Annotated in this window: 18 protein-coding genes and 1 pseudogene; 10 read left to right on the top strand and 9 right to left on the bottom strand. The window is 66.7% G+C overall.

Annotated elements, in window-relative coordinates:
- Positions 1–47 precede the first annotated feature (47 nt).
- Positions 48–800, top strand: a complete 753-nt coding sequence (locus FOE78_RS14035; protein ID WP_143986847.1) for a class I SAM-dependent methyltransferase — start codon at positions 48–50, stop codon at positions 798–800.
- 193 nt (positions 801–993) lie between these two features.
- Here FOE78_RS14035 and FOE78_RS14030 read toward each other — a convergent pair whose 3' ends face one another.
- The 3 genes from FOE78_RS14030 to FOE78_RS14020 form a co-directional block, all read right to left on the bottom strand.
- Positions 994–4677, bottom strand: a complete 3684-nt coding sequence (locus tag FOE78_RS14030) for a bifunctional glycosyltransferase/CDP-glycerol:glycerophosphate glycerophosphotransferase (RefSeq protein WP_143986846.1) — start codon at positions 4675–4677, stop codon at positions 994–996.
- A gap of 70 nt (positions 4678–4747) precedes the next feature.
- The gene (locus tag FOE78_RS14025; RefSeq protein WP_456081600.1) at positions 4748–6097 is read right to left on the bottom strand and encodes an IS256 family transposase; all 1350 of its coding nucleotides are present in this window, start codon (positions 6095–6097) and stop codon (positions 4748–4750) included.
- On the bottom strand, positions 6094–9810 hold the full coding sequence (locus FOE78_RS14020) for a bifunctional glycosyltransferase/CDP-glycerol:glycerophosphate glycerophosphotransferase (protein WP_168207518.1): 3717 nt from the start codon (positions 9808–9810) through the stop codon (positions 6094–6096). Before FOE78_RS14020 ends, FOE78_RS14025 begins: the two co-directional genes overlap by 4 nt.
- A 164-nt stretch (positions 9811–9974) precedes the next feature.
- On the opposite strand from FOE78_RS14020, the gene FOE78_RS14015 reads away from it, so the two are divergent.
- The 5 genes from FOE78_RS14015 to FOE78_RS13995 all read left to right on the top strand — a co-directional run bounded on the left by FOE78_RS14015 (position 9975) and on the right by FOE78_RS13995 (position 17587).
- Positions 9975–13601, top strand: coding sequence for a CDP-glycerol glycerophosphotransferase family protein (locus FOE78_RS14015; RefSeq protein WP_143986844.1), 3627 nt, complete (start codon positions 9975–9977; stop codon positions 13599–13601).
- Positions 13598–15112 (top strand): CDP-glycerol glycerophosphotransferase, encoded by a 1515-nt coding sequence (locus FOE78_RS14010; RefSeq protein ID WP_143986843.1) that lies wholly within the window; start codon positions 13598–13600, stop codon positions 15110–15112. The genes FOE78_RS14015 and FOE78_RS14010 overlap by 4 nt, the downstream gene beginning before the upstream one ends.
- A 95-nt stretch (positions 15113–15207) precedes the next feature.
- Positions 15208–15591 carry a LiaF domain-containing protein gene (locus FOE78_RS14005; RefSeq protein ID WP_143986842.1) on the top strand — a complete coding sequence of 128 codons (384 nt, stop codon included), beginning with the start codon at positions 15208–15210 and terminating at the stop codon, positions 15589–15591.
- Between the two features lie 119 nt (positions 15592–15710).
- Positions 15711–16571, top strand: coding sequence for a phosphotransferase (locus tag FOE78_RS14000; RefSeq protein ID WP_168207517.1), 861 nt, complete (start codon positions 15711–15713; stop codon positions 16569–16571).
- A 38-nt stretch (positions 16572–16609) separates the two neighbouring features.
- Positions 16610–17587: an aminoglycoside phosphotransferase/kinase family protein gene (locus FOE78_RS13995; RefSeq protein WP_143986840.1), complete on the top strand. Its 978-nt coding sequence runs from the start codon at positions 16610–16612 to the stop codon at positions 17585–17587.
- Here the strand turns inward: FOE78_RS13995 and FOE78_RS13990 are convergent.
- Both FOE78_RS13990 and FOE78_RS13985 read right to left on the bottom strand, forming a co-directional pair.
- A pseudogene (locus FOE78_RS13990) lies at positions 17588–18317 on the bottom strand (SDR family oxidoreductase). It lies immediately after the preceding gene.
- On the bottom strand, positions 18314–19273 hold the full coding sequence (locus FOE78_RS13985; RefSeq protein ID WP_143986839.1) for a 5'-3' exonuclease: 960 nt from the start codon (positions 19271–19273) through the stop codon (positions 18314–18316). Before FOE78_RS13985 ends, FOE78_RS13990 begins: the two are co-directional and overlap by 4 nt.
- Before the next feature lie 27 nt (positions 19274–19300).
- Here FOE78_RS13985 and FOE78_RS13980 point away from each other — a divergent pair, with 27 nt between their 5' ends.
- Positions 19301–19738: an Lrp/AsnC family transcriptional regulator gene (locus FOE78_RS13980; RefSeq protein ID WP_143986838.1), complete on the top strand. Its 438-nt coding sequence runs from the start codon at positions 19301–19303 to the stop codon at positions 19736–19738.
- Positions 19739–19750: 12 nt separating this feature from the next.
- Here FOE78_RS13980 and FOE78_RS13975 read toward each other — a convergent pair whose 3' ends face one another.
- Together FOE78_RS13975 and FOE78_RS13970 are read right to left on the bottom strand one after the other, a co-directional pair.
- Positions 19751–20530: a hemerythrin domain-containing protein gene (locus FOE78_RS13975; RefSeq protein ID WP_143986837.1), complete on the bottom strand. Its 780-nt coding sequence runs from the start codon at positions 20528–20530 to the stop codon at positions 19751–19753.
- Between the two features lie 136 nt (positions 20531–20666).
- Complete coding sequence (locus tag FOE78_RS13970) at positions 20667–21317, bottom strand: helix-turn-helix transcriptional regulator (RefSeq protein WP_143986836.1); 651 nt, start codon at positions 21315–21317, stop codon at positions 20667–20669.
- A 763-nt stretch (positions 21318–22080) separates the two neighbouring features.
- On the opposite strand from FOE78_RS13970, the gene FOE78_RS13965 reads away from it, so the two are divergent.
- The 3 genes from FOE78_RS13965 to FOE78_RS13955 all read left to right on the top strand — a co-directional run bounded on the left by FOE78_RS13965 (position 22081) and on the right by FOE78_RS13955 (position 23649).
- Positions 22081–22581, top strand: coding sequence for a hypothetical protein (locus FOE78_RS13965; RefSeq protein WP_228265832.1), 501 nt, complete (start codon positions 22081–22083; stop codon positions 22579–22581).
- 121 nt (positions 22582–22702) lie between these two features.
- Positions 22703–23191 carry a pyridoxamine 5'-phosphate oxidase family protein gene (locus FOE78_RS13960; RefSeq protein WP_143986834.1) on the top strand — a complete coding sequence of 163 codons (489 nt, stop codon included), beginning with the start codon at positions 22703–22705 and terminating at the stop codon, positions 23189–23191.
- Positions 23188–23649, top strand: coding sequence for a pyridoxamine 5'-phosphate oxidase family protein (locus FOE78_RS13955; protein WP_143986833.1), 462 nt, complete (start codon positions 23188–23190; stop codon positions 23647–23649). The genes FOE78_RS13960 and FOE78_RS13955 overlap by 4 nt, the downstream gene beginning before the upstream one ends.
- A gap of 22 nt (positions 23650–23671) precedes the next feature.
- Here FOE78_RS13955 and FOE78_RS13950 read toward each other — a convergent pair whose 3' ends face one another.
- Positions 23672–24343, bottom strand: coding sequence for a response regulator (locus FOE78_RS13950; protein WP_143986832.1), 672 nt, complete (start codon positions 24341–24343; stop codon positions 23672–23674).
- 13 nt (positions 24344–24356) lie between these two features.
- The gene (locus FOE78_RS13945) at positions 24357–24785 is read right to left on the bottom strand and encodes a universal stress protein (RefSeq protein ID WP_143986831.1); all 429 of its coding nucleotides are present in this window, start codon (positions 24783–24785) and stop codon (positions 24357–24359) included.
- Between the last annotated feature and the right edge of the window lie 7 nt (positions 24786–24792).

The following is a 24792-nucleotide window of genomic DNA, read 5'->3' as shown; positions in this document are numbered from 1 at the left end:
ACCCTGGAGACAGAACGTGGTTCGAGCACCTCACGAAAGGCAACGTCGTGGATTACCGCCCCTTCCTGGCCCAGACGCACGAACGGCTCAAGCCGCAGGCGTACTTGGAGATCGGTGTGGCCACCGGCAACACCCTCGCGTTGTCGAAGTGCCGTTCCGTGGCCATCGACCCGACGTATCACATCACTGCTCAGTTGGACGGGGACATCGCGCTTTTCCGTACGTCCAGTGACGAGTACTTCTCTCGGCCGGATCCGCTCGCACCCACCGGCGGTCGCCCGTTCGAATTCGCCTTCATCGACGGGCTGCACATCTTCGAGTACGCGCTCCGGGACTTCATCAACGCCGAGCGCTGTTCCAGCGCCAAGGGCATGATCATTTTCGACGACATGCTGCCGCGAAATGTGGACGAAGCCGCTCGAGATCGGCACACCAGTGCCTGGACCGGCGACGTCTACCAGATCATCGACGTGTTCGCGAAGTACCGGCCCGATCTCGCGGTGATCCCGATCGGCACAACCCCGACCGGCATGTTGCTGATCACCGGCCTGGACCCCGACAGCACGGTCCTTGCCGACAACTACGCCCAGATCCTGCTGGAATTCCGGCACAGCGACCCGCAGCCGGTCCCCGAGCGCATCATCGACCGGTTGACCGTTCCGGCGCCGGAGAAGGTGCTGCAATCGAGCATCTTCGAGTTGCTCGCGGCGGCCGATCCGAACGCATCCGCAAGCGAACTGCGGCCGGTGATCACCGCACAGGTCGCCGGCGATCTCGGGCCTGCTTTCGCTGCCGCCTGACCCGCTTCCACCACCGCTCCTGCCCGCGGTCATTTTCCGGCACGTGCTGGATTCTGGCGGCCGCCGGCCCGGTTCTTGGAGTCACTTTCCGGCACGCGCTGGATTCTGGCGCGTGCCGGACCAGTTCTTGGGGTCACTTTCCGGCACGTGCGGGATTCTGGCGGCGACAGGACCGATCCGATCACAATCCGAGTCAGGATTCGGGCGCCTCGGATTGCCGTCCGAAGATTGTTTGGGTGAGTCGTTGGGTGGCGTTTCCGTCGTCGAGGTCGAGGAAGTCGCGGTGGAATGTTTGGTAGGCGTTGGTGTAGTTGTGGTGGGTTTGTTGGAGGTTGTGGATGTTTTTGATGATGTCGGTGGTGGTGGTGGCTAGGGGTCCGGGGGCGGTGGGTTCGTAGCGCCAGAGGGAGCCGCGGGTTTCGTTTTGGTATTGGTGGAGGTCGGGGACCATGAAGATCATGGGTTTGCCGGTGAGGGCGTAGTCGAATCGGAGGGAGGAGTAGTCGAGGATTGCGGCGTCGGAGGCGAGGCAGAGTTCGGCGATGTCGGGGTAGTCGGTGACGTCGATGATGGTGTGGTGTCCGGTGGTGGTGTGGGTGTTGATGCGTTGGGGGAGTCGGGCGTTGAAGGCGTGTCCGCGGACGAGGATGACGTAGTTGGGGCCGAGTTCGGTGGTGAGTTGGTTGAGGTTGAGGTGGTCGACCATGGCGGCGGTGTTGTCGTCGAGGCTGAGGGCGTCGCGGAAGGTGGGGGCGTAGAGGATTGCGGTTTGGTGGGGTTGGATGCCGAGTCGTTGGCGGGTGGTGGTGGTGATGGTGTTTTTGTGGGGTGAGAAGAAGATGTCGTTGCGGGGGTAGCCGATTTCGAGGGGTTTGTGGGGGTAGCCGAATTCGTGGGCCAGGGGTCCGGTGCCGTAGGTGGCGGGGGAGATGAGGTAGTCCCAGTCGGCGGCGCGGTCGAGGTAGGACTGGATGTGGGCGATGTCGCGGCCTTGGCTGGTCCAGTGGGAGAGGCCCATTTGTTTGAATGGGTAGCCGTGGAAGGTTTGGATTTGGGTTTGGTGGGCTGGTTTTTTGTGGTAGAGGGGTTGGTGCATGTTGTCCATGTAGTACTGGGCGTCGTGGAGGAGTCGGTACCATTCGGTGCTGTCGTGGAGTACGGGAATGCCGCCGTCGGGTACGTGGACTGAGTAGTCTTTTATGGCCCAATAGATTTTGTAGGGGCTGCCGGGGGTTTCTGGGTGGTTGTGGAGGTATTCGTGGAGTGCGCGGGGGTTGCAGCCGCAGATTTCGCCGTAGTAGGAACGTAAGAGCACCGCGCCCGGCTCGAACGTGGTGTCGGTCAACCGGTTCCGGAGTTCGTCCTGCAGCCGCTGCTGGTTACGGGCACCGACCTCACCATCGGCCAACGGCGCCTGCAAGCGGACCGTGAGCAGATTCGGCGTATGCAACCGCAGCGCGCCACGAAGGCGTTCGGACTCCAGCGCCATCGGCAGTCGCGCAATCAGAGCGTCGGTCATCCGCACCGGCACCTCGGCGCGGACGCCTTCGAGCGATGCCGCCAGCACGTAATCGCCGATCGGTAGCGGTAGCGCACCGAGGCCCCAGGGGTCATCGACCAATTCGATGTCGGCGACGAATCGGCTGCCGGTCGCCTCGCGCAGCTCGGCTCGGGCGCTGGCTTTGGATGTCCTCAGCTGAAGCGTCAGATCGTCTGCCGTACCCCCGGTCACCACGCCGTGCACCCGCAGGACGCCGTCGGCCACCGCAAGATCGTCAACGCGTACGCCGTGGGGCTCGTCGACCACCCCGATGTTGCCGTACTGCGTCCGTTGCAGGTACGGATTGGATCCCGGCGACGGTACGGACTGCGCCGGCCAGGCAATCGGGTGCCGGCCGCCGTCCGCGTCGACAACGCGCAGCGTCCAGTTCTCTCGATCGATCGGCGGATCCGAACGCTCGTCGATCTGCGGCGTCGGCACCTCGATCCTCGCCGACGGGACGTCGTCCTCGCGGGTGAAATCCGCCGTCAACTGCCTCTTGCTGCGGTTGCCGGCCAGCTCGAGTCGTACCGGTCGGAGATCGTCCGTGCCGATCACCGACAGCTGCAGGGTCCGCGCCTGGATCGAAGCTTCGGCCACCACGGCGCGCGGGTGGTGCGCAGTCAGCGTCAAACCTGACTTCGCAGAGTACGACACGTCGACCTGGGTCCCGTCGGGCAGGAAGTCTGCCTGCAGCCGGCCCGCCGAACCGCCCCGATCGACGCCGGTCAGGAGCTTCGTTCGGTGGATTCCGGCGGATGTCACCGACGCCCAGAGTTGCCATTCGGCCTGGCCGGCAGCATCACCGAGCGTTGCGGAGGCCCCGGAGAACGCCAGCGTGGCGCGGAAACAGGACGGTTCGTAGTTGGCGAAACGATGTTTGCTGGCCTGCGTGACCTCGGCGGACGGCTGCCGCTGCACCTGAAGGTCGAACTCCGTGCCCGTCCCGCCTTCGACCGCGAAGATCCTCACCTCGGTCTCACACCGGGAGAGATCGACGTTGTCGATGTAGGCCCAGCCTTCGACATGGAAGTCGTGGTCCTCGTCCCAGTAAGCGCGGCGAATGCTCGTGACGAGTCCCAGTTGGTGGTCGGCCAGAGCCAGTAGCGGATCGGTGGCCTCGAGACCCAGCGGTTGGCGGGCCGGAGTGTCGAGATACACCTTGCCGTCCGCAACGATGCCGGGAAGGTTCTTCGGGTTGCTGTGGCCGAGGCCGACGAACTCGGTCGTCGCCTCCCGGTGGCCACCGACGACCAGCGCGATCGCAATTCGGTGTTGAGCCGAGACCAGGCTCCAGACCTCGGGCTCGGCGTCGGCGGTGAGCTGTTTCAGCCCGTCGGCAAGCACCTGGAAGAACTCGTCGTCGGCGTGCTGGGACGCCTTGATCGATTGCGGGAAGTCATTGTTCAGGTACTGCGCGAGCCGGGTGTTGCGAACGTGTTCCAAGCCGGGCAGGTCCAACTCCGCCAGCGAGTCCTTCGCCGCTCTGAGCCTGGCCCGGAGGTCCGCAACCGAGGTGTTCTGCTGAGAGATGGAGCTGCGATCGTCCCGGGCGCGCCACCGATAGGTGATCTTGTCGAGGATGTCGAACTGCCGCGCGCGGGCGTAGATGCGTGTCGACAGCGCCTGGTCCTCGTACAGCACTCCCTCGGGGAAGGCGAATCCCTGCTCTTCCCAGAAGCTGCGACGAAAGAGCTTGCTGCAGGCGATGGCGTTGACGCAGATGTCCGGAGCGCTGCTCAGGTCGGTACGCAGCCGCGGCTCGCGGTGTGCGGTGCGGATCCACGGCGCTGCCGGCCAGGTCCGCGCGTCGTTCATCCGCTCGTACGGGGCAACGGCGAAGTCCGAGCCGGTCTTCTGCAAGGTACGTACATAGTTCGCGATGGCATGCGTGGGAAGCACGTCGTCGGAATCAACGAACATCAGGAACACGCCGCGGGCGTGCCGGGCGCCGGTGTTGCGCGCTGCCCCAAGGCCGGCATTGGCCTGGCGGACGAGCTGCACGCGACGATCTCGCTGCGCGTACTCGCGAACGATGTCGACCGAGGAGTCGGGTGACCCGTCGTCGACCACGACCACCTGTAGATCGGTGTACGACTGCGTCAGCACACTGTCCAAACAGGCCCGCAGATAGCGCTCCACGTTGTAGACCGGGATCACGATGCTGACGAGCGGAGCAGCCGGCTTGGACGCGGCGCGCCGAACGGAACGCAAACGCTTCACCCCGGCCTTGGCCAACCGCTGCGGCGGCGCATCACCGGTCCCCGCATTCAACGTCCGGATGGCCAGACCACGCAATTGTTGCCTGGTGCGTCGTACGAACTTCTGCACACTCATCCCTTCTCGATGCCGAGTTGACTACGCGGAGGGTCTGTCAAGTTTTCGGTGTAACTGATTTTTGATCTTGTTAGTTGCGTCCGGCGGATAGGCGTCCGTCGAAGGTGATGTCGAAGGCGTTGAGTGCTGCCTTCCATCGGTTGGTCCAGCGTTTGCGTCCTCGGCCGGTCGGATCGAGACTCATGATCGCCAGGTACAGGCACTTCAGCGCTGCCTGCTCGGTGGGGAAATGACCGCGGGCATTGACCGCTCGCCGGAGTCGGGCGTTGATCGACTCGATCGCATTCGTCGTGCAGATCACGGTGCGGATTTCGCGGTCGAACTGCAGGAATGGGACGAACTCTGCCCAAGCGTTGGTCCACAGCCGGATGATCGCCGGGTAACGCTTCTCCCACTTGGAGCTGAAGTCGGCGAACCGGTCCAGCGCTTCGGCCTCGGAGGCGGCGGTATACACCGGTTTCAGGTCCTTGGCGACCGACCCCCAGTCCTTCTTCGAGGCGTATTTGAACGAGTTCCGCAGCAGATGCACGATGCAGGTCTGCACGATCGTCTTGTCCCACACCGCCGACACCGCGTCAGGGAGTCCGGTCAGCCCGTCGCAGACCAGCATGCACACATCGTTGGTGCCACGATTCTTGATCTCGGTCAGCACTCGCAGCCAGTACTTGGCACCTTCCCCGTCGCCGTGCTCACCGGCCCACAGGCCGAGCACGTCACGCTCACCGTCGGCGGTGACACCCAGGGCCAGGTAGATCGGCCGGTTGCAGACCTCACCCTCCCGGATCTTGACCTGGATCGCGTCGATGAACAGCACCGCATACACCGGGTCCAACGGACGAGACTGCCAGGCGGCCAGCCCCTCCATCACCCGGTCGGTGATCGTCGAGATCGTCTGTTTCGACACCTCCGCCCCATACACCTCGGCGAGGTGCGCCGAAATCTCCCCGGTCGTGAGTCCCTTCGCCGACAGCGAGATCACTAGGTCCTCCACCCCAGACAGTCGCCGCTGCCGCTTCGCCACGATCGTCGGCTCGAAACTGCCGTCCCGGTCCCGCGGCACCGAAACATCAACCGGCCCGGCTTCGGTCAACAGCGTCTTGGCCCGGTAGCCGTTGCGGGAGTTACCGCCGTCCCGGCCGACCGGATCATGCTTGGCATACCCCAGGTGATCATCCATCTCACCCTCCAGGGCGCCCTCGACGATCATCTTCGTCAGCCGGCCCAGCAAGCCGCCCTGACCGGTCAGCTGCAACCCGTTGGCCCGGGCCCGATCGGTCAGCTCGCGCACCAGCTGCTGATCGCTGGCCGACAGCTCCTGCCCGTCAGCAGCAGCCACATCCCTACTCGTCACGTCAGTCACAGGTGTCTCCTTCGTCTCAGGAGTTACACCGTTAAAATTACAGTCCCTACGCGGATTCATGAAACCGTATCCGGTGACGGTCCGAAGATTGTTTGGGTGAGTCGTTGGGTGGCGTTTCCGTCGTCGAGGTCGAGGAAGTCGCGGTGGAATGTTTGGTAGGCGTTGGTGTAGTTGTGGTGGGTTTGTTGGAGGTTGTGGATGTTTTTGATGATGTCGGTGGTGGTGGTGGCTAGGGGTCCGGGGGCGGTGGGTTCGTAGCGCCAGAGGGAGCCGCGGGTTTCGTTTTGGTATTGGTGGAGGTCGGGGACCATGAAGATCATGGGTTTGCCGGTGAGGGCGTAGTCGAATCGGAGGGAGGAGTAGTCGAGGATTGCGGCGTCGGAGGCGAGGCAGAGTTCGGCGATGTCGGGGTAGTCGGTGACGTCGATGATGGTGTGGTGTCCGGTGGTGGTGTGGGTGTTGATGCGTTGGGGGAGTCGGGCGTTGAAGGCGTGGCCGCGGACGAGGATGACGTAGTTGGGGCCGAGTTCGGTGGTGAGTTGGTTGAGGTCGAGGTGGTCGACCATGGCGGCGGTGTTGTCGTCGAGGCTGAGGGCGTCGCGGAAGGTGGGGGCGTAGAGGATTGCGGTTTGGTGGGGTTGGATGCCGAGTCGTTGGCGGGTGGTGGTGGTGATGGTGTTTTTGTGGGGTGAGAAGAAGATGTCGTTGCGGGGGTAGCCGATTTCGAGGGGTTTGTGGGGGTAGCCGAATTCGTGGGCCAGGGGTCCGGTGCCGTAGGTGGCGGGGGAGATGAGGTAGTCCCAGTCGGCGGCGCGGTCGAGGTAGGACTGGATGTGGGCGATGTCGCGGCCTTGGCTGGTCCAGTGGGAGAGGCCCATTTGTTTGAATGGGTAGCCGTGGAAGGTTTGGATTTGGGTTTGGTGGGCTGGTTTTTTGTGGTAGAGGGGTTGGTGCATGTTGTCCATGTAGTACTGGGCGTCGTGGAGGAGTCGGTACCATTCGGTGCTGTCGTGGAGTACGGGAATGCCGCCGTCGGGTACGTGGACTGAGTAGTCTTTTATGGCCCAATAGATTTTGTAGGGGCTGCCGGGGGTTTCTGGGTGGTTGTGGAGGTATTCGTGGAGTGCGCGGGGGTTGCAGCCGCAGATTTCGCCGTAGTAGGAACGTAAGAGCACCGCGCCCGGCTCGAACGTGGTGTCGGTCAACCGGTTCCGAAGTTCGTCCTGCAGTCGCTGCTGGTTACGGGCACCGACCTCACCATCGGCCAACGGCGGAACCAGGCGCAGGCCGAGCGATAGTGACCTGTCGATTCGAAGCTGTCCCCGGAGCCGATCGGTGCGAAATTCAACCGGCAACCGGCTGACCAGCGCCGCGTCCACCTGTACCGCCGTATCGGCGATCGGCTCGGTTGTCACGGCGGCTTGTGCCGTTGAATCCCGGGTGGCCATCAGGACGTAGTCGCCCATCGGCAGCGGCAGCCGTCCCAGCGCCCACGGGTCCGCCTGCAACTGGATGGTTGCCGCGAACCGGTTGCCTTCCTGCTCGGTGATCTCGGCCTCCGCAGACGCCTTCGGGCCGAGCAACCGCAGGCTCAGGCCGGCCGCGCTCGTGCCGTGCACCCTGCCACCGATCTGCAGCCCGGCAGCGGTGACCACGGCACGATCCACCCGGACCACGACCGGTCGGTCGTTCACGACCAAGGCACCGAATCGATCGGATTCGAGGATCGGTGCAGCAGTCGACGACGGCTGCGCTACGCCGGGCGGCCAGTGGATCGGACTCCGGGATCCGTCCACCGTCAGCGCCGAGACCTCCCAGATCGGCCCGCCATCGGTTGCTCGGCTCGGACGTGCCGGCGGCAGCGTCAGCTCCGTTCGCGCCACCCCGTCCTGGCCCGCCGTCAACCGGCCGCGAGCCACCTGGCCGCCGTCCGCCTGCCGGACCTCGACCTGATGGGGCCGGAAATCCTCGTCGGCAACCACCGACAGGGCGAGGCGCCGACCGTTGAGTGCGACCTCGTGCAGGGTGCACGCCGGACGTCGTGCGGCGAGCAGCAGTCCGGTCTTGCCGGAGTAGGTCACCTCGACCCGCTGACCGTCGGGCAGGAAGTCGGCCTGCAGCCGGCCCGCCGAACCACCCGGGTCGGGCGCGGCCAAGGTGCCGGTGCGGGTGAGCCCGCCGGAGGCGACGGTCACCCGGAGCTGCCAATCGGATCCGGCGCCGGTGGGATTCTCGCCGTTCGGTGCGGCCTCGGCCCGCCAACGCTCGATCGCGGCGGGCAGATCGAGCACGGCGTGGAACCAGGACGGCTCGTAGTGGGCGAAGCGGTGCTTGGTCGATTGGGTGACCTCGATCGACGGCCGCAGCTCGACGTCCAGGTCCAGCTCGAATCCGGTGTTGCGTTCGATCGCGGTGATCGTGGTCGCGGTGTCGCACTGGGCCAGGTCGACGTTGTCGATGTAGGCCCAGCCCTCGATGTGGAAGCGGTGGTCGGCGTCCCAGTGGGCGCGGCGGATGCTGGACACCAGGCCGAGCTGATGTTCGGCGAGCGCCAGCAGCGGGTCGGTCGGCCCCAGCCCGAGCAGCCGGCGGGCCGGTACCTGCAGATAGACGTTGCCGTCGGCGACCAGGGACGGGATGTTCTTCGGATTGTTGTGGCCGAGTCCGATGAAGTCGATCACCGCGTCCCGGTGCCCCTCGATCACCAGCCTGATCGCCACCCGGTGTTGGGCCGAGACCCGGCGCCAGACCTCCGGCCCCGCATCGGCGGTGAGCCGCTTCAGACCGTCGGTGAGCAGTTCCCAGAACGCGTCGTCGGCGTGCTGGGCGGTCTTGATGCTGAGCGGGAAGTCGTTGCTCAGATACTGCGCCAGCCGGACCTGCCGGACCTCCTCCAGTTCGGGGGCGGCCAACTCGGCCAGTGAGTTCTCGGCGGCATGCAGCCGGGCTCGGAGATCGGCGACGTCGGTGGACTGCTGGGTGATCGAGCTGCGATCCTCCCGGACCCGCCAGCCGTAGGTGATCTTGGCCAGGATGTCGAACTGCCGTGCGGTCGCGTACACCCGAGCGGACAGCGCCTGATCCTCGTACAGCACGCCTTCGGGGAAGGCGAAGCCGTGCTCGTCGTAGAAGCTGCGCCGGTAGAACTTGCTCCAGGCCACCGCGTTCACGCAGATGTCGGGGGACTCGACCAGGTTGGTCCGCAGTCGGGAGAAGCGGTGCGCCGAACGGATCCACCAGGCGGCCGGCCAGGTCTGGTTGGAGTTCAGCCGGTCGTACGAGCCGACCGCGAAATCCGAACCGGTCTGGCGCAGCGTCCGGACGTAGGTCCGGATCGCGTCCGGCCGGAGCACGTCGTCGGAGTCCATGAACATCAAAAAGGTGCCGCGGGCGTGCCGGGCACCGGTGTTCCGCGCGGCGCCGAGACCGGCATTGGGCTGGCGGACGATCTGGACCCGCCGGTCGCTATCGGCGTAGCCACGAGCGACCTCGTACGAGTCGTCCGGCGACCCGTCGTCGACCACGATCACCTGCAGATGTGGATAGGACTGGGACAGCACGCTGTCCAGGCAGGCCGGCAGATAACGCTCGACGTTGTAGATCGGGATGACGATGCTCACCAGGGGAGACGCCGGCCGGGAGTAGAACACCCGCTTGGCGTACGGCCGCAGCCGCCGCCAGCCGTTGCGCGCCCCCCGTTGCGCCGATGCGGGCAGCCGCTTGCTCAGCCGACGGGCGAGCTGACGGGACTGCTTCCGGGCATCTGCCAACACCGAACTCCACCTCTCCTCACCGACACGCGGGGCCATCCGGACACGCGGCGGGCGAGGCCGCTCGGATCGCGAGAGACACCATAAACTCGGATGCCGCGATCCATGTGATCCGGATCGGCGCGTGCCACGCTCGGCCGCGCGAGGAGGCAGGAGACGACATCGCCATGACCCAGGCCGGGGACGGTCCGACCAGCCGCGTGCTGCGCCGGGCAACTGCTTCGGCGTCGGGGACCGCGGTGATCGCGGCACTGCTGGCGGCCTCCGCCTGGTCGGGCATCGCCCTCGGTACGACGGTCGGCCGCTGGTCGGCGGTGCTGTTGCTGGTGCTCGGGCTCGCTGGGCTGGCGTTCCGGTTCCCGCGGCAAGCCGCCGCCGAGGATCCGCCGGAGGCGATCTATCCGACCGGCCGGCTCGGGTCGCTGCTCCGGGTGCGGAACGGGCTCGGCGGACTGGGCCGGTTCGCCGGCTCGCGGATGCTGGCGGCCGCGGCGGTGGTCGGATCGTGGACGACCAGCCGGAGTCGTGGTGCGGGGTCGGCCTGGTTCGGGACGCAGTGGACCGGAGCCCTCTGGATCGGGGTCGGCATCGCGGTCTTGATCTGCACGATCGCGATCGAACCGTTTTTGGTCCGGCTGCTGCGGCTGCCGGCGCCCTACGCCCGCGGTCTGCCGGGGCAGCCCCGACTGCCCGAGCGGACCGCTTCGGCCTGGCTGATCGCACCGATCTCGCTGCTGGTCACCGCACTGGTCGCGGTGCTCGGCGCGGCCGGATCGCCCGGCTGGATCGGCCTGCTGGTCGCGGTCGCCGGCGTGCTGCCCGCCGGCGCACTGGTCCGCCAGGTCCGGGCTCGTCGCCGGGTGGCGGCTCGGCTCCAGCGCAACCTGGCCGACGCGGTCGCCGACTACCGGCCGGAGTTCGTGCTCTACACCGCTCGTCCCGACGACGCCTCGTACCAGCTGATCATGTGGCTGCCGTATCTGGCCCGGGCCGGGCGCAGGTTCTTGATCGTCACCCGCAACGAGTTGCCGGCCGAGGCGATCGCCCGGCACCTCGACGGCTCGCTCGCCGACGTGCCGGTGGTGTGTTGCCGCGGCGTCGCCGAGCTGGATCTGATCATGACCGAGTCGCTGCGGGCCGCGTTCTACGTCAACGCGTCGTCGGGCAACGGGGCGCTGATCCGCTATCACCAGCTGACCCACGTCTATCTCGGCCACGGCGACTCGGAGAAGCCGCCGTCCTACAACCCGACGCACGCGATGTACGACCGGATCTTCACCGCCGGGCCGGCCGCCAACCGGCGCTACGCGGCGCACGGGGTGCTGATCGACAAGAGCAAATTCCGGGTGGTCGGCCGGCCGCAGGTCGAGGTGGTCCGGCAGCCGGATCCGGAACGGATCGCCGAGCGGCTGGCTGGGGCGCCGCCGGTGATCTTGTACGCGCCGACCTGGCGTGGGCACGTCAGCGAGACCGCACTGAGCTCGCTGGATCGAGCCGAGGCAATTGTCGGCGCGCTGCTGGCGCGTGGGGCGCGGGTGATTTTCAGGCCGCATCCGTTCAGCTACGCCGACGAGGCCGACACGGCGATCATCCGCCGCGTGCAGGCGATGCTCTCCGCTGACGCCGCTGACGCCGCTAACGGTTCCGGGCACCGCTACGGGCCGGCCGCGGAGACCGAGCTGGACGCCTTGGGCTGCATGAATCTGGCCGACGTGATGATCAGCGACGTGTCCGCGGTGGTGTCGGACTTCCTGTTCTCCGGCAAGCCGTTGGCGATGATCGCTCCGGCCTCGTCGAAAGCCGCGGCCGATGATCTCGAGCAGTTCGTCGCCGACTATCCGGTGGCCCGGGCCGCGTACCTGATCGATCACGATCTTGACCGGCTGCCCGCGGCGCTGGACGAATTGCTGCTGCCGGCCGGCGATCGGCTGACCGAGGTACGAGCCGAGGTGCGGGCCGACTACCTCGGCGACTTCCCGGTCGACGGTTACGCCGACACCTTCGTCGACGCGGTCCGCGCGGCCTGTGACAACCCGCCGCCGTCGATCGCGGAGCCGGCCGAGTCCGACGACGGGTCGACCGGGGTCAGCCGGGACACCATCCGGCGCAACCTGGACAGCCTGGCTCGGACCATGATCAGCGGCGTCGCCGCGGTTGCGGCGCTGACCGCCGCACTGGGCGGCCACGGCTGGGTCGGCTTGGCCGCCGCACTGATCGCCGCCCTGGTAGCGATTCCGACCCTGTGGCAGCAATCCGAGGGGCCTGCCGGCACACCCTTGGACGGGCCACGGATGATCTTGCTGCTGGCCGCCGGCGCGGCGCTGGGCACCCAGCACGATGCCGGTATCGCCGCAGTCGTCACGACGGTGATCTTGATCGCACTGGCGCTGGAGGTCGCCGTCCGGGAGGGCTGGGAGTATCCGGGGGTGATCGCCGACGGGCTGCCGGAGCTGACCGTGCCGGCCACGTCGCCCTGGCTGCACCGGCTGTCCATCGGATCGATTCTGCTGTCCCTGTTGGGTTTCCTGCTGGCCACGGTCGGCGATCTGCTGCCGGGGACCGTTTCGGTGTTCGACGGGTTGTGGGCCCTCGCCGCGGCGGCGTACCTGATCTTGATCATCATCGCGCTCCGGTCGGCGCGGGCCCGGCTGCGGGCGGCGGTGCTGGCAGAGGCGTCGGTTCTGGACGTGTTGCGGCGTCGGGCGCCCGAATTCTGCGTTTACTTCGGCTCCGGGATCGGGGCCGGTTATCAGGTGGGCATGTGGCTGCCGTACTTCATCCGGATCGGCCGGCCGTTCGTGATCATCACCCGTTCGTTGCCGATGCTGACCGAGATCGCCGCGCTGACCCGGGGGACCGGGGTGCCGGTGTTGTATCGGCCGACCCTGCGCAGCCTGGAGGACGTGGTGGTGCCGAGCATGAAGGTCGCGTTCTACGTCAACAACGCGGTCCGGAACACCCATCTGATCGAACGCCGCGAACTCACCCACGTTTGGCTCAATCACGGCGACTCGGAGAAGCCGGCCTGTTTCAACCCGGTGCATGCCATCTACGACAAGATCTTCGCCGCCGGGCAGGCTGCCGTCGACCGGTACGCCCGGCACAACGTGACCATCCCGGCGGAGAAGTTCATGATCGTCGGACGGCCGCAGACCGAGGTGATCAAGACCGCGGACGCCGCGGCTCGGCCGAGTGGGCAGCAGACCGTGCTGTACGCGCCGACCTGGCAGGGACCGTACGCGGACAGCCGGGTCTACTCGTTGCCGCAGGGGCAGAGCATCGTCGCCGAGCTGCTGCGCCGCGGCGTTCGGGTGATCTTTCGTGCGCATCCGTTCAACTACCGATTCGCCGGCGACCGGCAGCTGATCGAGCGGATCTCGCGGATGCTGGAGGAGGACCGCCGGGCGAGTGGGCGGCAGCATCTGTGGGGCGCGGAGGCTGAGCAGCAGATGAGTGTCGAGGACTGCTTCAACGCGTCCGATGCGATGATCACCGACGTGTCGGCGGTGATCTCCGACTATCTTGCCTCAGGTAAGCCGTTCGCCGTGGTTGCCGTCGGACGGACCGAAGACGAGTTGATCGCGGAGGCTCCGGCAGCCGCGGCAGGCTATCCGATCGCCGAGGACCTCGGCGATCTGGACGACGCGTTGGACCAGTTGTTGATCACCGATCCGAAGGGCGCCGAACGGCAACAGATGCGACGTTATTACCTGGGCGATTTCGCGCCCGGCCATGCTGCGGACGGCTTCCTGGCCGGGGCCGCCGAACTGCTCGGCGATCGGGTCCGGACATGAAGCCGCAGACGCTGCTGCGCGCGCTGGTCGGACAGGCGCCGATCGCCGTCGCGATCGGGCTGGCGCTCGCTGCCATCGCCGACCTGCGTGGGCACGGGGTGCTCGGGCTGATCGCGGCGATCGGCGTCGCCGGCGAGGTCGAGGCCCTGCCGCTGCTGGCGGTCCTGCACGGACCGGCGCAGCCGTTCGCCGTTCAGCTGCGCGGTTATCGGCGGCCGTTCGAGGTGCCCACCGGCCGGAGCGGGATGGCGATCGTCGGCGGGATCGTGTTGATCATGGTGCTGTCGATGCTGACGCTGCCCGGCTGGGTCGCCTTCGTGTTGATGTTGATCGCGGGTCTCGGGTTGTTGATCAACCTCGGACTGGCGTTCCGGGCGCGTCGGGGACGGGACACGCAGCGGACTCGGATCAAGGACGCGGTGTCGGCCCATCAGCCGGCGTTCGTGATCTACACCGGCCGGCGCAACAACGCCTCGTACCAGTTGGCGATGTGGATCCCGATCCTGGAGAAGCTGCAGCTGCCCTACCTGGTGGTATTGCGGCATCCGGAGGCGTTGCCGTCGACGCAGCGGGTGACCGGCGCACCGATCGTGGTGCTGCCGACCGGCAGCGATCTGGACTCGGTGATCGTGCCGGGGCTGAAGATCGCCTTCTACGTCAACGGAGTCGCCGAGAACACCAGCTTCGTCACCTACCGGCGGCTGGTGCACGTCTACCTCGGTCACGGCGACTCCGACAAGGAGATGTCGGTGCATCCGATGCACCGGATGTTCGACCTGGTGTTCGTGGCCGGGCAGGCGGCGATCGACCGCTATGCCCAGGCCGGCTTGACGATGCCGGCGGAACGGTTCGTCATCGTCGGCCGGCCGCAGATGGCCGGACTGCAGCGCGCCGGACGGCCGATCGCCGAGGCGAGCCCGCCGACGGTGTTGTTCGCGCCGACCTGGCGCGGCTACAACGCGCAGACCGTGCTGAGCTCGCTGCCGCTGGGGACCAAAATCGTTTCGGCACTGCTGGATCGGGGCGCGACGGTCGTCTTCCGGCCGCACCCGTTCAGCTGGCTGGGTGCCGGCGAACGGGTCGAGATCAACGCGGTCGACGATCTGCTGCGCCGGGACCGGGAGAGCACCGGGCGTCCGCATCGGATGGCGGCCGAGGGCCGGGACGTCCAGCTGACCGACGACTTCGACGCCTGCGACGCGTTGATCACCGATGTCGGCGGAGCCCTGGTCGACTCCTTCGCCACCGGCAAGCCGTACGCCGTGGTGCTGCCGCCCGGCCAGTCGGCCGACACCGCCGCCACCGATTATCCGAGCACCGCCGCGGCCTACCTGATCGAGTACGCCGCCGTCCGGGGTGACGGCCAGCACGCCTGCACCGGCCTGCTGGACGAGCTCCTGGTCACCGACCCGCTGCGAGACCGCCGCGCCGCCGTAGCCCACTACTACCTGGGCGACCACCCCGGCGACGACCGCCCCTTCCTCGACGCCGTCCGCGCCCTGCTCGCCTGACGCCCGCGGAACATGCGCAGCGCCTGGATCAGCTCTATCGAAGCAAGACCCACAGTGACCTCGCCGCCGTCGCGGCCGACCTTGATCATCATCCGGTGGTGGACGCGCGCGCTGACGGCCTCGTCGCGCGCGAGGGGGTGCGGCCCCAGCTGGCGGTGCTGTCGGAGACCAAGGCTCGCCCGACGGGGATCGTCGAGGGCAAGATGTCGGCGGTGAGTGTGCTCGGCAACGTCCAGCTCGACCTCAGCCATGCGAGCATCGGCACCGCCGGCGTAGTCGTCTCCGCCCGAGCATTCCTGGGCGCAGTGAACATCACCGTTCCGGCCGATGCGCGGGTGAGCATGACGGGACTGCCGTTGATCGGCAGCCTGAGCCCGACTCGCGAGCCGGGCCCGGTCGACGGCCCGAGCGTGGTAGTCAAGGCGTTCGCCGGCATGGGTTCGGTGACCATCCACCGCGCCGAGCCGCGAGACCACTGAACCTCCGCCGAACTTGCGTGACGTAAGTGCAGAGAATGGGCTCAATTCCGCGCTCCTTCGTCACACAACTTCGTTCGCGCGGTGTCGTCGGGTGCCCTCCCTCCGGTTACGCTGCGGTCGTGTCCCGCCGAGCGCTGCTTGCAGAGGAACGTGCTGCAATCGCGCACCTGACCTGGCTGGGGCGCGTCCTTGACCATGATCTTGATCGATGGGCCGTCGTCGGTGATCGCAGCTGGCCGAACGGGTTTGCCACGCTGCTGGAGGTGCACACCGAACATCGTCCGGTTGCGTTGAAGCTCTATCAGTCGGAGCGACACTTCGTACGCGAGAAGCACGCGTTGCTGCACTGGGCGCCGAAGCTGCAGGGGCGTGCCCCGACCCTCTTTGCGTACGACGATGATGCTCAGACTCTCGTGATGTCGTGGATCGACGGACCGGCAGGCACAGCGCAGTCGCTCGACCACCATCGCCAGGCGGGTCAGCTGACCCGACGCCTGCATGACTGCCAGCCGGCGACCCGCTGGACTAACGGCCGGGACTCGATGATCGAACAGTTCGACAACTTGGAACGCACCGGCAACGGCAGCGTGCCGGCGACGATCTGGCGGCGGATCCGGTCTGAACTGGCCGACCTTCCCGTCACCGAAGACCTGACCGTAGGCCCGATCCACAACGACAATCAGCCCAGGAACTGGATCGTCTGCGATGACGATGCGTTGTCCATGATCGATTTCGGCAAGGCGAAGGTCGGCGTCCACGTCTTCGATTTCGAGATGCTCCGCACCGGTGAGTGGGTCGGCCGCCCGGATCTCGAGCGGGCGTTCTTCGAGGGCTACGGCCGCAGCCTGACAGAGCGGGAGGAACGGGTCCTGCAGCTGCGAGAACCGCTGAAGGCCGCGAGCATGATCATCTGGGGCCAGGCGAACGACGCACCGGGTCTCGTCCACCGGGGTCGTCGGCTGCTGGGGCTCAGTGGCTGAAGCCGGGCTCGCGGAGGGCATGGTTGGATGCGGTTCTTATGAGTGACGTTGCTGCGGCGGTGATGACCGAGGCATTTGATCTTGGCGACGCGGTCGGACCGGCGAAGCTGATCAGGCGACGTGGTCAGGTCGACGCCTGGCGTGTCCCGACCGCGTCCGGGGAGGTGTTGATCAAGCGCTTCTGGGCTGATGACGAGCTGCCCTGGCAAGATCAACTGGAACCGGCGATGCGGCTCGAACAGCGGGCCGTTGACGCGGGGATCGACACACCAGCACCGATCGATCCGGTCCGCCCCGTGTTCGGGTCGGTCGCTCGGATCGACGGGCACGGCCTGTTCCGTGCGTTTCCTTACCTCGAGCATCGCGCCCTTGCCGATGATGACGACGTCGCGGACTGGATCGGGACGACCCTCGCACTCACCCATGGCCTGCAACCCCTCGATGATCGCCCCGACCCGAACTGGTGGTATTGCCAATTTCCTCCGGTCGCCGAGGAGCAGTGGCTGGATTGGCTCGATCAAGGGGAGGCGATGACGGCGCCGTGGGCGCCGGCGTTGCGCACGCACCTCGACCTCGTACTCGAGCAGGCTCGACAGGTCGTCGTGACATTCGAGGCGACGCCGCCTTATGCGCTCAGTCATCGCGACGTCGAGCCGTGGAATGTTCTGATGGCAGGCGACCGGCCGACCCTGATCGACTGGGACACGTCCGGGCCCGAGAGCATCCCGCTGGAGGCGGCGTACGTGTTCATCGCTTTCGCGCGAAGGGGCCGCGCGGCTCCCGATCCGCAACTGGTACGTCGTTCACAGGCGGCTTATGCGGCCGCCGGCGGCGAGCCGTTGGAGGCACAACAAGGTCTGTTGGATCGAATGATCGGGACCCGGCTGGCGAGGATCGCCGAGGCGTTGACCCGCTGGGGCGAGACGCCGGACGACGGACAGAAGATCCGCGACAGAATCGAGCAATTCCCTGCCGTGGTGGGGAATGCGCGAGTCTGGGAGCGGCTTCTCGAGTAACTACACCGCGCTGTAACCGCCGTCGATCGGCAGAGCGACGCCGGTGATCATGGACGCGGCGTCGCTGAGCAGGAAGACGATCGGGGCAGCAATCTCTGCTTCGGTGGCCCATCGGCCCAGTGGCATCGCGTTCAGGAACGGGGTCTGGATGTCGTCTCGTCCCCAGTACCAGGCCGACATCGGGGTCATCACGACGGTCGGATTCACACTGTTGACGCGGATGTTGTACTCGCCCAGTTCGAGCGCCGACACCCGAGTGATGTTGTCCAGGGCGGCCTTGGACGAGCCGTACGAGATGTGGCCGTTGAGTGCCACCAGGCTGGCCTGGGAGGACACGTTGACGATCGAACCCCCGCCCCCGAGCCGGATCATCGAGCGCGACGCGTACTTGATCACCAACAGTGCACCGCGCGCGTTGACGGCCATGACCTTGTCGAACACCGCGATGTCGGTGTCCATCGGGGTGGCGATCTCGCCGCCGAAGCCGCCGCAGTTGACCACGCCCCACAGGTCGAGTCCGTCGAGCGCATCCCGGACGCTGTCCTCGGAGGTCAGGTCGAAGGGCACCCACCCGGCAGCCGACCTCCTCGACGAGCTTGCCGAGCGCTTCTTCGGATCGGCCACTGGCGATCACGTCGGCGCCTGCGGCAACCAGCTGGCGCACGGTCTCGCGGCCGATGCCACCGCTGGCGCCGGTCACCAGGACGGTGCGGCCGTTGAAGTCGGTCATGATGCCTTGAGGGCGGCCAGCACCCGGTCGGCGCTGCCGCCGAGCCCGAGGTCGGCGGTGAGGTCGGCGAAGCGGTCCGGATCGGCCGGGGCCGATGGGAGCGCGAGGTCGTCCAACCTCACGCCGAGGTCCAGGTTGTCGACGACGCCGACGACCTCGGGCGCGACCGCGAGGTAGTCGATGGCCGCGGCGAGCTTGGCCCGCACGCCCGGCGCGATCACCGACTTCGGTTCGCTGGCGGCAGCCAGAATGCCCTCGATGGTGCCGTACTTGGTGATCAACTGTGCCGCGGTCTTCTCACCCACCCCGGCCACCCCGGGCAGGCCGTCGGACGGGTCACCCTTCAGGGTGGCGAAATCGCGGTAGTCGGCGGCCGGGACGCCGAACCGGTTCCGGATCCACGCGTCGTCCACCCGGTCGTGCTTGCCGACGCCGCGGGCGATGTAGAGCACCCGGATCTGCCGCTGGTCGTCGACCAGTTGGAACAGGTCGCGGTCACCGGTGACCACCTCGGTCGGGATGCCGCTGGTGCGCGCAAGCGTGCCGATCACGTCGTCGGCCTCGTAGCCGTCCTTGCCGACCACCGCCAGGCCGAGCGCGCCGAGCACGTCGATGATCATCGGCACCTGGACGGCCAACGCGTCCGGGGATTCCTCGATCTCGGTCTCGTCCGAGTGCGACATCTCGCCGATCCCGGAACCGGTCGGCTCGGCCACCCGGTGGGCCTTGTAACTGGGGATCAGTTCGACCCGCCAGGCCGGACGCCAGTCGTTGTCCCAGCAGCAGGCCAGGTGGGTCGGCCGGTAGTCCTCGGTGAGCCGGGCAATGAAGTCCAGCAGCCCCCGTACGGCATTGACCGGCCGCCCGTCCGGCGCCCGCATGCTGTCGGGTACGCCGAAGAAAGCGCGGAAGTACAACGATGCGGTGTCCAGAAGTAGCAGTCTTTGCGTCGTCACCCGGGAAATACTGGCACGCTTAGCGGCATGGAGAAGCTCGACCGACAGATCCTCTCGTTGTTGGCCCGGGACGGGCGGATGTCATACACCGACATCGGCAAGGCCACGGGTCTGTCCACCTCCGCGGCGCAGCAACGGGTACGCAAGCTCGAGCAGCGGGGCGTGATCACCGGATATCGAGCCGACATCTCCGCCACCGCGCTCGGCATGATGCTCACCGCGTTCATTGAGGTGAAGCCGTTCTTCGCCGAGCAGCCCGACGACACCCCGGAACTGCTCAGCGACATCGAGCAGATCGTCTCCTGCTACTCGGTCGCCGGCGAGGCGAACTATCTGCTGAAGGTTCAGGTCGCCAGCGCCGCCGAATTGGAGGACCTGCTGGCCGTGATCCGCAGCAAGGGCAAGGTTTCCACGCACACCACGGTCGTGCTGTCGGTCCCGTACGAGGAGCGCCCGATCGTCTGATCAGGAAATTCCTCAGTGCTCGGGGCAGCGAACTCGTGTTCTGGTCAACCCCTGCTCCTGCTGCGGTGACGACCACTCGTAGCGTTGCGGCAGCCGGGCTTCCATCTCATAACGCAGCCAGGTCGACACGTCGTTGCCGCACTCGCTGACCAGCAGGGCCTCCTCGCCGGGAGCCAACGCCTGCAGTGCGGTGAACATCCGATGCCGGCGGTTGTAGTAGTCCAACCCGGTCAAGTCGACCGAGCGACGACCGTCGATCGTCCCGTCGGCCCGTCCGCGGGCAGCGGCATCGTCGGCAACCGACGGGCCATCGGCCGGCTCGGCAAGATCATCATCTCCGGTGATCTCGGGATGTCCGTCCAGCAGCCGGGACAAATCCAGCCCGGCTGCCTCCAGCGAGGGAAGCAGATGCTCGTTCTCCTGCGCGATGCGTACCTCCGACAGCACCACCAACGCGCTGGCCGCCACGGCCGCGTCCATCGGTGAGCCGGCGTGCTCGACCTCGTCGACCAGCGCCCTCATCATCCGGTGCTCGTCCTGCATGGCCCGGGTCAGCAGCGCGGTACGCGGTGTGCGGACCGCGGTGTAGAGCAGGGCGTCCTCCGATTCGGCATGCGGCAAGAGTTCGGCATGTAGGAAGGCGACCAGTGCCGCTCGCTGCAACTGGGATGCCGGGCCTTCGGTGACCGCGGTGATGAAGGCCTCGGTCAGCCGACTCAGGTCGGTGAGCAGACTGTCGTGATGCGCCGCGGCCGCGGCCAGGACGGGAGATGGTGTGGTCAAGGTGGTCATGGGGGAGAGCTCCAACGACGGTGGATGAGGGATCACTGTTTTTTCTACCGAAGTCGTTGTGTAAACACCAAGGGCTTTGGTCCTATCGCCGAATGACCTTCGCCACGCTTTCCTCGCGGGCTCGGTTCCGACCTGCTCAGCCGGGCGTCGGTGCGTTCGACTGCGCCGCCGCGGCAAGTGACGCCAGACACAGTGACGGTTCGACGAACGGCTCCAGCTGCAGCGTGGTCAGCGGCGCTCGCAACTCGTCCAGGGCGCCCTGCATCAGGCCCAGATGCACCGAACAGACCACCTCGCGGTGTTCGGTGGCCACCTCGAGGAAGGGGCAGTGCCGCAGCCGGATCTGGCGTTGATCCCCCGAGTGGGCCAACTCGGGCCGGAAGCCGATGTCGTCCAGCACTCGCATCAGCTCCCGCATCGCGGTCGCCTCCCCGGTCTGCCGGTACGGTGCCGGGCCCTGGGTCAGGTAGTGTCCCCAACTTCGTCCGGCCTCGATCGCGGCCGTCCTCGGATCCGGCGTCCCGGAGACGTAGCCCGCCAGAATCTCGGCCAGCAGGCGATAACTGCGCTGACCGTCGGTCTCCTGCGCGGGGTGATCGACAACCCGGTAGGTCAGGCGCGGCCGGCCCGGCTCCGTACGCTCTTCGACGCGGCGGACGATCAGCCCTTCGGCGACGAGACGATCAAGATGAAACCGAACCGTGTTGACGTGCAGCCCGATCCTGTCGGCCAGTTCCTGCACGCCCAGATCGCCGGAGGCGTCGCGCAGGGTCTGCAGGACTCGCATCCGGCTGGCTCCGGTCCGTGCAGAGCCGGCTCCGGCTGCCGTGGACGCCGGTTGGGTGGGACTCCGGTCACCCACCTTCCGCCTGCGGTCGCGTGACGAACTCACGAACCCACTCCTCGATGGCCGGCCGCGAATGCTGGCGCAAACCGGCGGCGACCCGGTGATCGGCGACGGAGTGCTTGCGCTTCACCACGGCGTTAATAGAAACGAGCAAACTCTACTGCAATCGTGGAAACAACTGTCAGGGGTGATCAATGGGCCCCGCTGCAGGTGATGGTCGTTGACCGCGCACCAGCCACGCTGCCCGATGAAGTTGAGTTGGTGATCGTCGGCGGCCCGACGCGCGCTTTCGGTCTCAGCAGTACGGCCATCCGCGCCGACGCTGTTCGGCAAGGCGGAACTGGGGAAGAGCCCTGATCGAGCTGTCGATGGCCGCAGCGTGAGTCGCGCCGAGTGCAGCCGAACGCGGCTACCCGCCCGCACCGACCTCAGGAACTTCGAGGGCGAAAGTCCCGACAAGCTGCCGACGTTGGACCGGTGCGGTTCCCGCACACCTGTTCGAAGCTGATCTTGTCAGATGCCGCCGAGTGGCGGCGATGATCGAAGGGACTGGTTGATCATGAGCGTTCAGCATCACGAGCCGAAGGCCGGGTCAGCACCGGTACGGGAATCCGGTGTTCAACGATCCAACGTCGCGACCCCGGTACAACCACAGGTTGTTGGCCACGCCGACGACGGTGTGATCGGAAAAGGTGCCCGTCGTGTGCTTGCAGTGCTGCGATTGGCGATCGGGTTCGTCTTCCTCTGGGCCTTCCTCGACAAGACGTTCGGGTTCGGCTACGCCACGACGAGCAGCCAGGCCTGGATCAACGGAGGATCGCCGACCAAGGGCTTCCTGATCTCCACCCAGGTGGGACCCTTCGAGTCGTTGTCGCACTCGATCGCCGGTGTCTGGTGGGCCAACTGGTTCTTCATGCTCGGATTGCTGGGCGTCGGTCTGGCTGTGATGGCCGGCGTCGCTCTGCGGGCCTCGGCGGTCGCGGGAACGATCACGCTGGTGATGATGTGGATGGTCGAGTTCCCGCTGGACCGGACGCTCAGCGGCGGCGGGTTGTCCGGCTCGCCGAACCCGATCGTCGACTACCACGTGATCTACGCGCTGGTGCTGATCGTGGTGGCAGCGACGTCGGCGGGGATGACCTGGGGACTTGGCCGCTGGTGGGCGCAGCTGCCGTACAACCGCGAGCACTCGTGGGCTCGTTGATCGTCCGGCGGGACGCCTGCGGACCCGGCGACGGTCCATTTCCTCAAGCGGAGAACAGATCCTAACGACAGGCAGGGATGATCATGAACGCGTTAAAGCGTTCGGCGGGGGCGGTTTGATCATGGACGCGAACCTGCCGGACATCGAGGACGTCCAGCGCACCGGTCGGCAGCCGACTCGGTTCATCGAACTCACCGAGGCCCAGTGTGAGGCCGTGCTGGCCTCGCAGACCATCGGTCGGGTCGGCTGGCAACCGCCGGACGGACCGTTGATCCTCCCCGTCACCTACCTCTACGACGATCATTTGATCATCTTCCGGACCAGCGCGTACGGGGTGCTGGCCGGGTTGGTCACCCGCACCAGGGTCGCCTTCGAGGTCGACGTACTTGATCATGAACAACGCCTGGGCAGCAGTGTGCTAGTGCAAGGTGTCTCCGGGCCGGCGCCGACCAAGAACTGGGTGCCCCGGTGGCGGATGGACGACGTCCTGCCCTGGGCCAGTGGGACCCGCCACCTGTTCATCGCGATCACGATCAAGAAGCTCACCGGCCGGATCATCGCCCGGGCGAACCCACACACCACCCCCGTCTCACAGCAGGAACGATCATGACCTTCGGCGCTTCCCAGCAATCCACTCGTCCAGCCACTCAGCCACCCGATCGCAAGGACGGTCCGTTGCTCGCCGAGCTCGATCATCACGAATGTGTCGTTGTGCTGACCGAGCAGACGGTCGGCCGGATCGGCTGGAAGTCACCCGACGGGCAGCTGATCCTGCCGGTGAACTTCGCCTTCCTGGGCACGGAGATCGGCTTTCGCACCTCGCCGTACGGTCCGCTGGCCGAACTGGTCCGGCCGACCCCGGTCGCCTTCGAGGTGGACCACCTGGACGAGCGTCACCTGGTCGCCGAGAGCGTGCTCATCCAAGGCGTCAGTCACGCCGCGTCGAACCCCGACTGGGTGTCCCCGGACTGGTCGGTTTCGGTGGTGCCCTGGGCCGGCGGTCAGCGTCGGTTATCGATCGAGATCACCATTCACAAGATCACCGGACGGCGGATCACCCGCGGCTGACAACGGAGGCGCCGGGGTCCGATCAGCTCTGCTCGTGCCCCTGGCGCCGCAATTCGGCGCCGAAGACGGCGGCCTGACTTCGCCTTTCCAAGCCCAGCTTGGCGAACAGGCTCGACGCGTAGTTCTTGACCGTCTTCTCGGTCAGGAAGAGACGTTCGCCGATCTGCCGGTTCGTCAACCCTTCGGCGATCAGATCCAGCACCTCGCGCTCCCGCTCGGTGAGGCTCTTCAACCGCGGATCGGTCCCGGTCTGTGACTGCATCCGGTTCATCACCTCGCCGATCACTGCCGGGTCGAGCAGCGAAATGCCCTTGGCGGCTTGTCTGATCGCCTCCACCAGGCCGGCCGTGCGGACCTCCTTCAGCACGTAGCCCGACGCTCCGGCCAGCACCGCCGACAGCACCGCGTCATGATCGTCGTACGAAGTCAGGATCAGGCAGTACGTGTGCGGCAGGGCAGCCCGGACCTCGCGGCAGACGTCGATCCCGCTGCCGTCCGGCAACCGCATGTCCAGCAGCGCCACGTCCGGTCGGCAGGCCAGGATGCGGCCCACCGCCTCCGCGGCGGTGCCCGCTTCGCCGACGATCTCGAAGCCGGGCACGGATCCGAGCAGTTCTGCGATCCCGTTGCGGACCACTTGATGATCATCGAGCAGAAAGATCCGAACGGGCCGGTCCGCCTGGTTCTCGGTCATCGCCGTGCCGCCTTCAATGGACGACCAACACCGGGCACGAAGCGTGGGTGGACACGGCCCGGCTGACCGACCCGATCAGCATGCCGACGAATCCACCGTGCCCCCGGCTGCCGACCACGACCATGTCCGCTCTCGCGCCGGCCTCGATCAGTGCCTCGTGCGGTGGTCCCTCCGCCAGTGTCCGGGTCACGTGCTCCGGCACCAGATCACCGAACACCTTGGTGATCGCGGCGTCCTGGATCTGCTGAGCTTCGTGCCGCGGCCCGGTGTTGTCGATCCAGCCGGCGTTTACCCAGCCGACGGGAACGATCCAACACGTGATGATCTCCAGGTGAGCGTCCAGCGCCTTGGCCAGCCGCTCGGCCTCGAGCAACGCGGCCAAGGAGTGTTCCGATCCGTCGACTCCGACGATGATGTGCGCGGCCGATGCCGTCGTGGCCATGGTGATC

It is taken from the genome of Microlunatus elymi (assembly GCF_007362775.1).
In the GTDB taxonomy this organism is placed as follows: Bacteria; Actinomycetota; Actinomycetes; order Propionibacteriales; family Propionibacteriaceae; genus Microlunatus; species Microlunatus elymi.
The sequence above is the reverse complement of the archived record's forward strand: the minus strand, read 5'-3'. Positions and strand labels throughout refer to the sequence as shown.

Coding starts and splice junctions, on each gene's coding strand:
- FOE78_RS14030 (WP_143986846.1), bottom strand. CDS start 4,677: ATGAGTGTGCAGAAGTTCGTACGACGCACCAGGCAACAATTGCGTGGT.
- FOE78_RS14025 (WP_456081600.1), bottom strand. CDS start 6,097: ATGAATCCGCGTAGGGACTGTAATTTTAACGGTGTAACTCCTGAGACG.
- FOE78_RS14015 (WP_143986844.1), top strand. CDS start 9,975: ATGACCCAGGCCGGGGACGGTCCGACCAGCCGCGTGCTGCGCCGGGCA.
- FOE78_RS14010 (WP_143986843.1), top strand. CDS start 13,598: ATGAAGCCGCAGACGCTGCTGCGCGCGCTGGTCGGACAGGCGCCGATC.
- FOE78_RS13995 (WP_143986840.1), top strand. CDS start 16,610: ATGAGTGACGTTGCTGCGGCGGTGATGACCGAGGCATTTGATCTTGGC.
- FOE78_RS13980 (WP_143986838.1), top strand. CDS start 19,301: ATGGAGAAGCTCGACCGACAGATCCTCTCGTTGTTGGCCCGGGACGGG.
- FOE78_RS13975 (WP_143986837.1), bottom strand. CDS start 20,530: ATGACCACCTTGACCACACCATCTCCCGTCCTGGCCGCGGCCGCGGCG.
- FOE78_RS13970 (WP_143986836.1), bottom strand. CDS start 21,317: ATGCGAGTCCTGCAGACCCTGCGCGACGCCTCCGGCGATCTGGGCGTG.
- FOE78_RS13960 (WP_143986834.1), top strand. CDS start 22,703: ATGGACGCGAACCTGCCGGACATCGAGGACGTCCAGCGCACCGGTCGG.
- FOE78_RS13955 (WP_143986833.1), top strand. CDS start 23,188: ATGACCTTCGGCGCTTCCCAGCAATCCACTCGTCCAGCCACTCAGCCA.
- FOE78_RS13950 (WP_143986832.1), bottom strand. CDS start 24,343: ATGACCGAGAACCAGGCGGACCGGCCCGTTCGGATCTTTCTGCTCGAT.
- FOE78_RS13945 (WP_143986831.1), bottom strand. CDS start 24,785: ATGGCCACGACGGCATCGGCCGCGCACATCATCGTCGGAGTCGACGGA.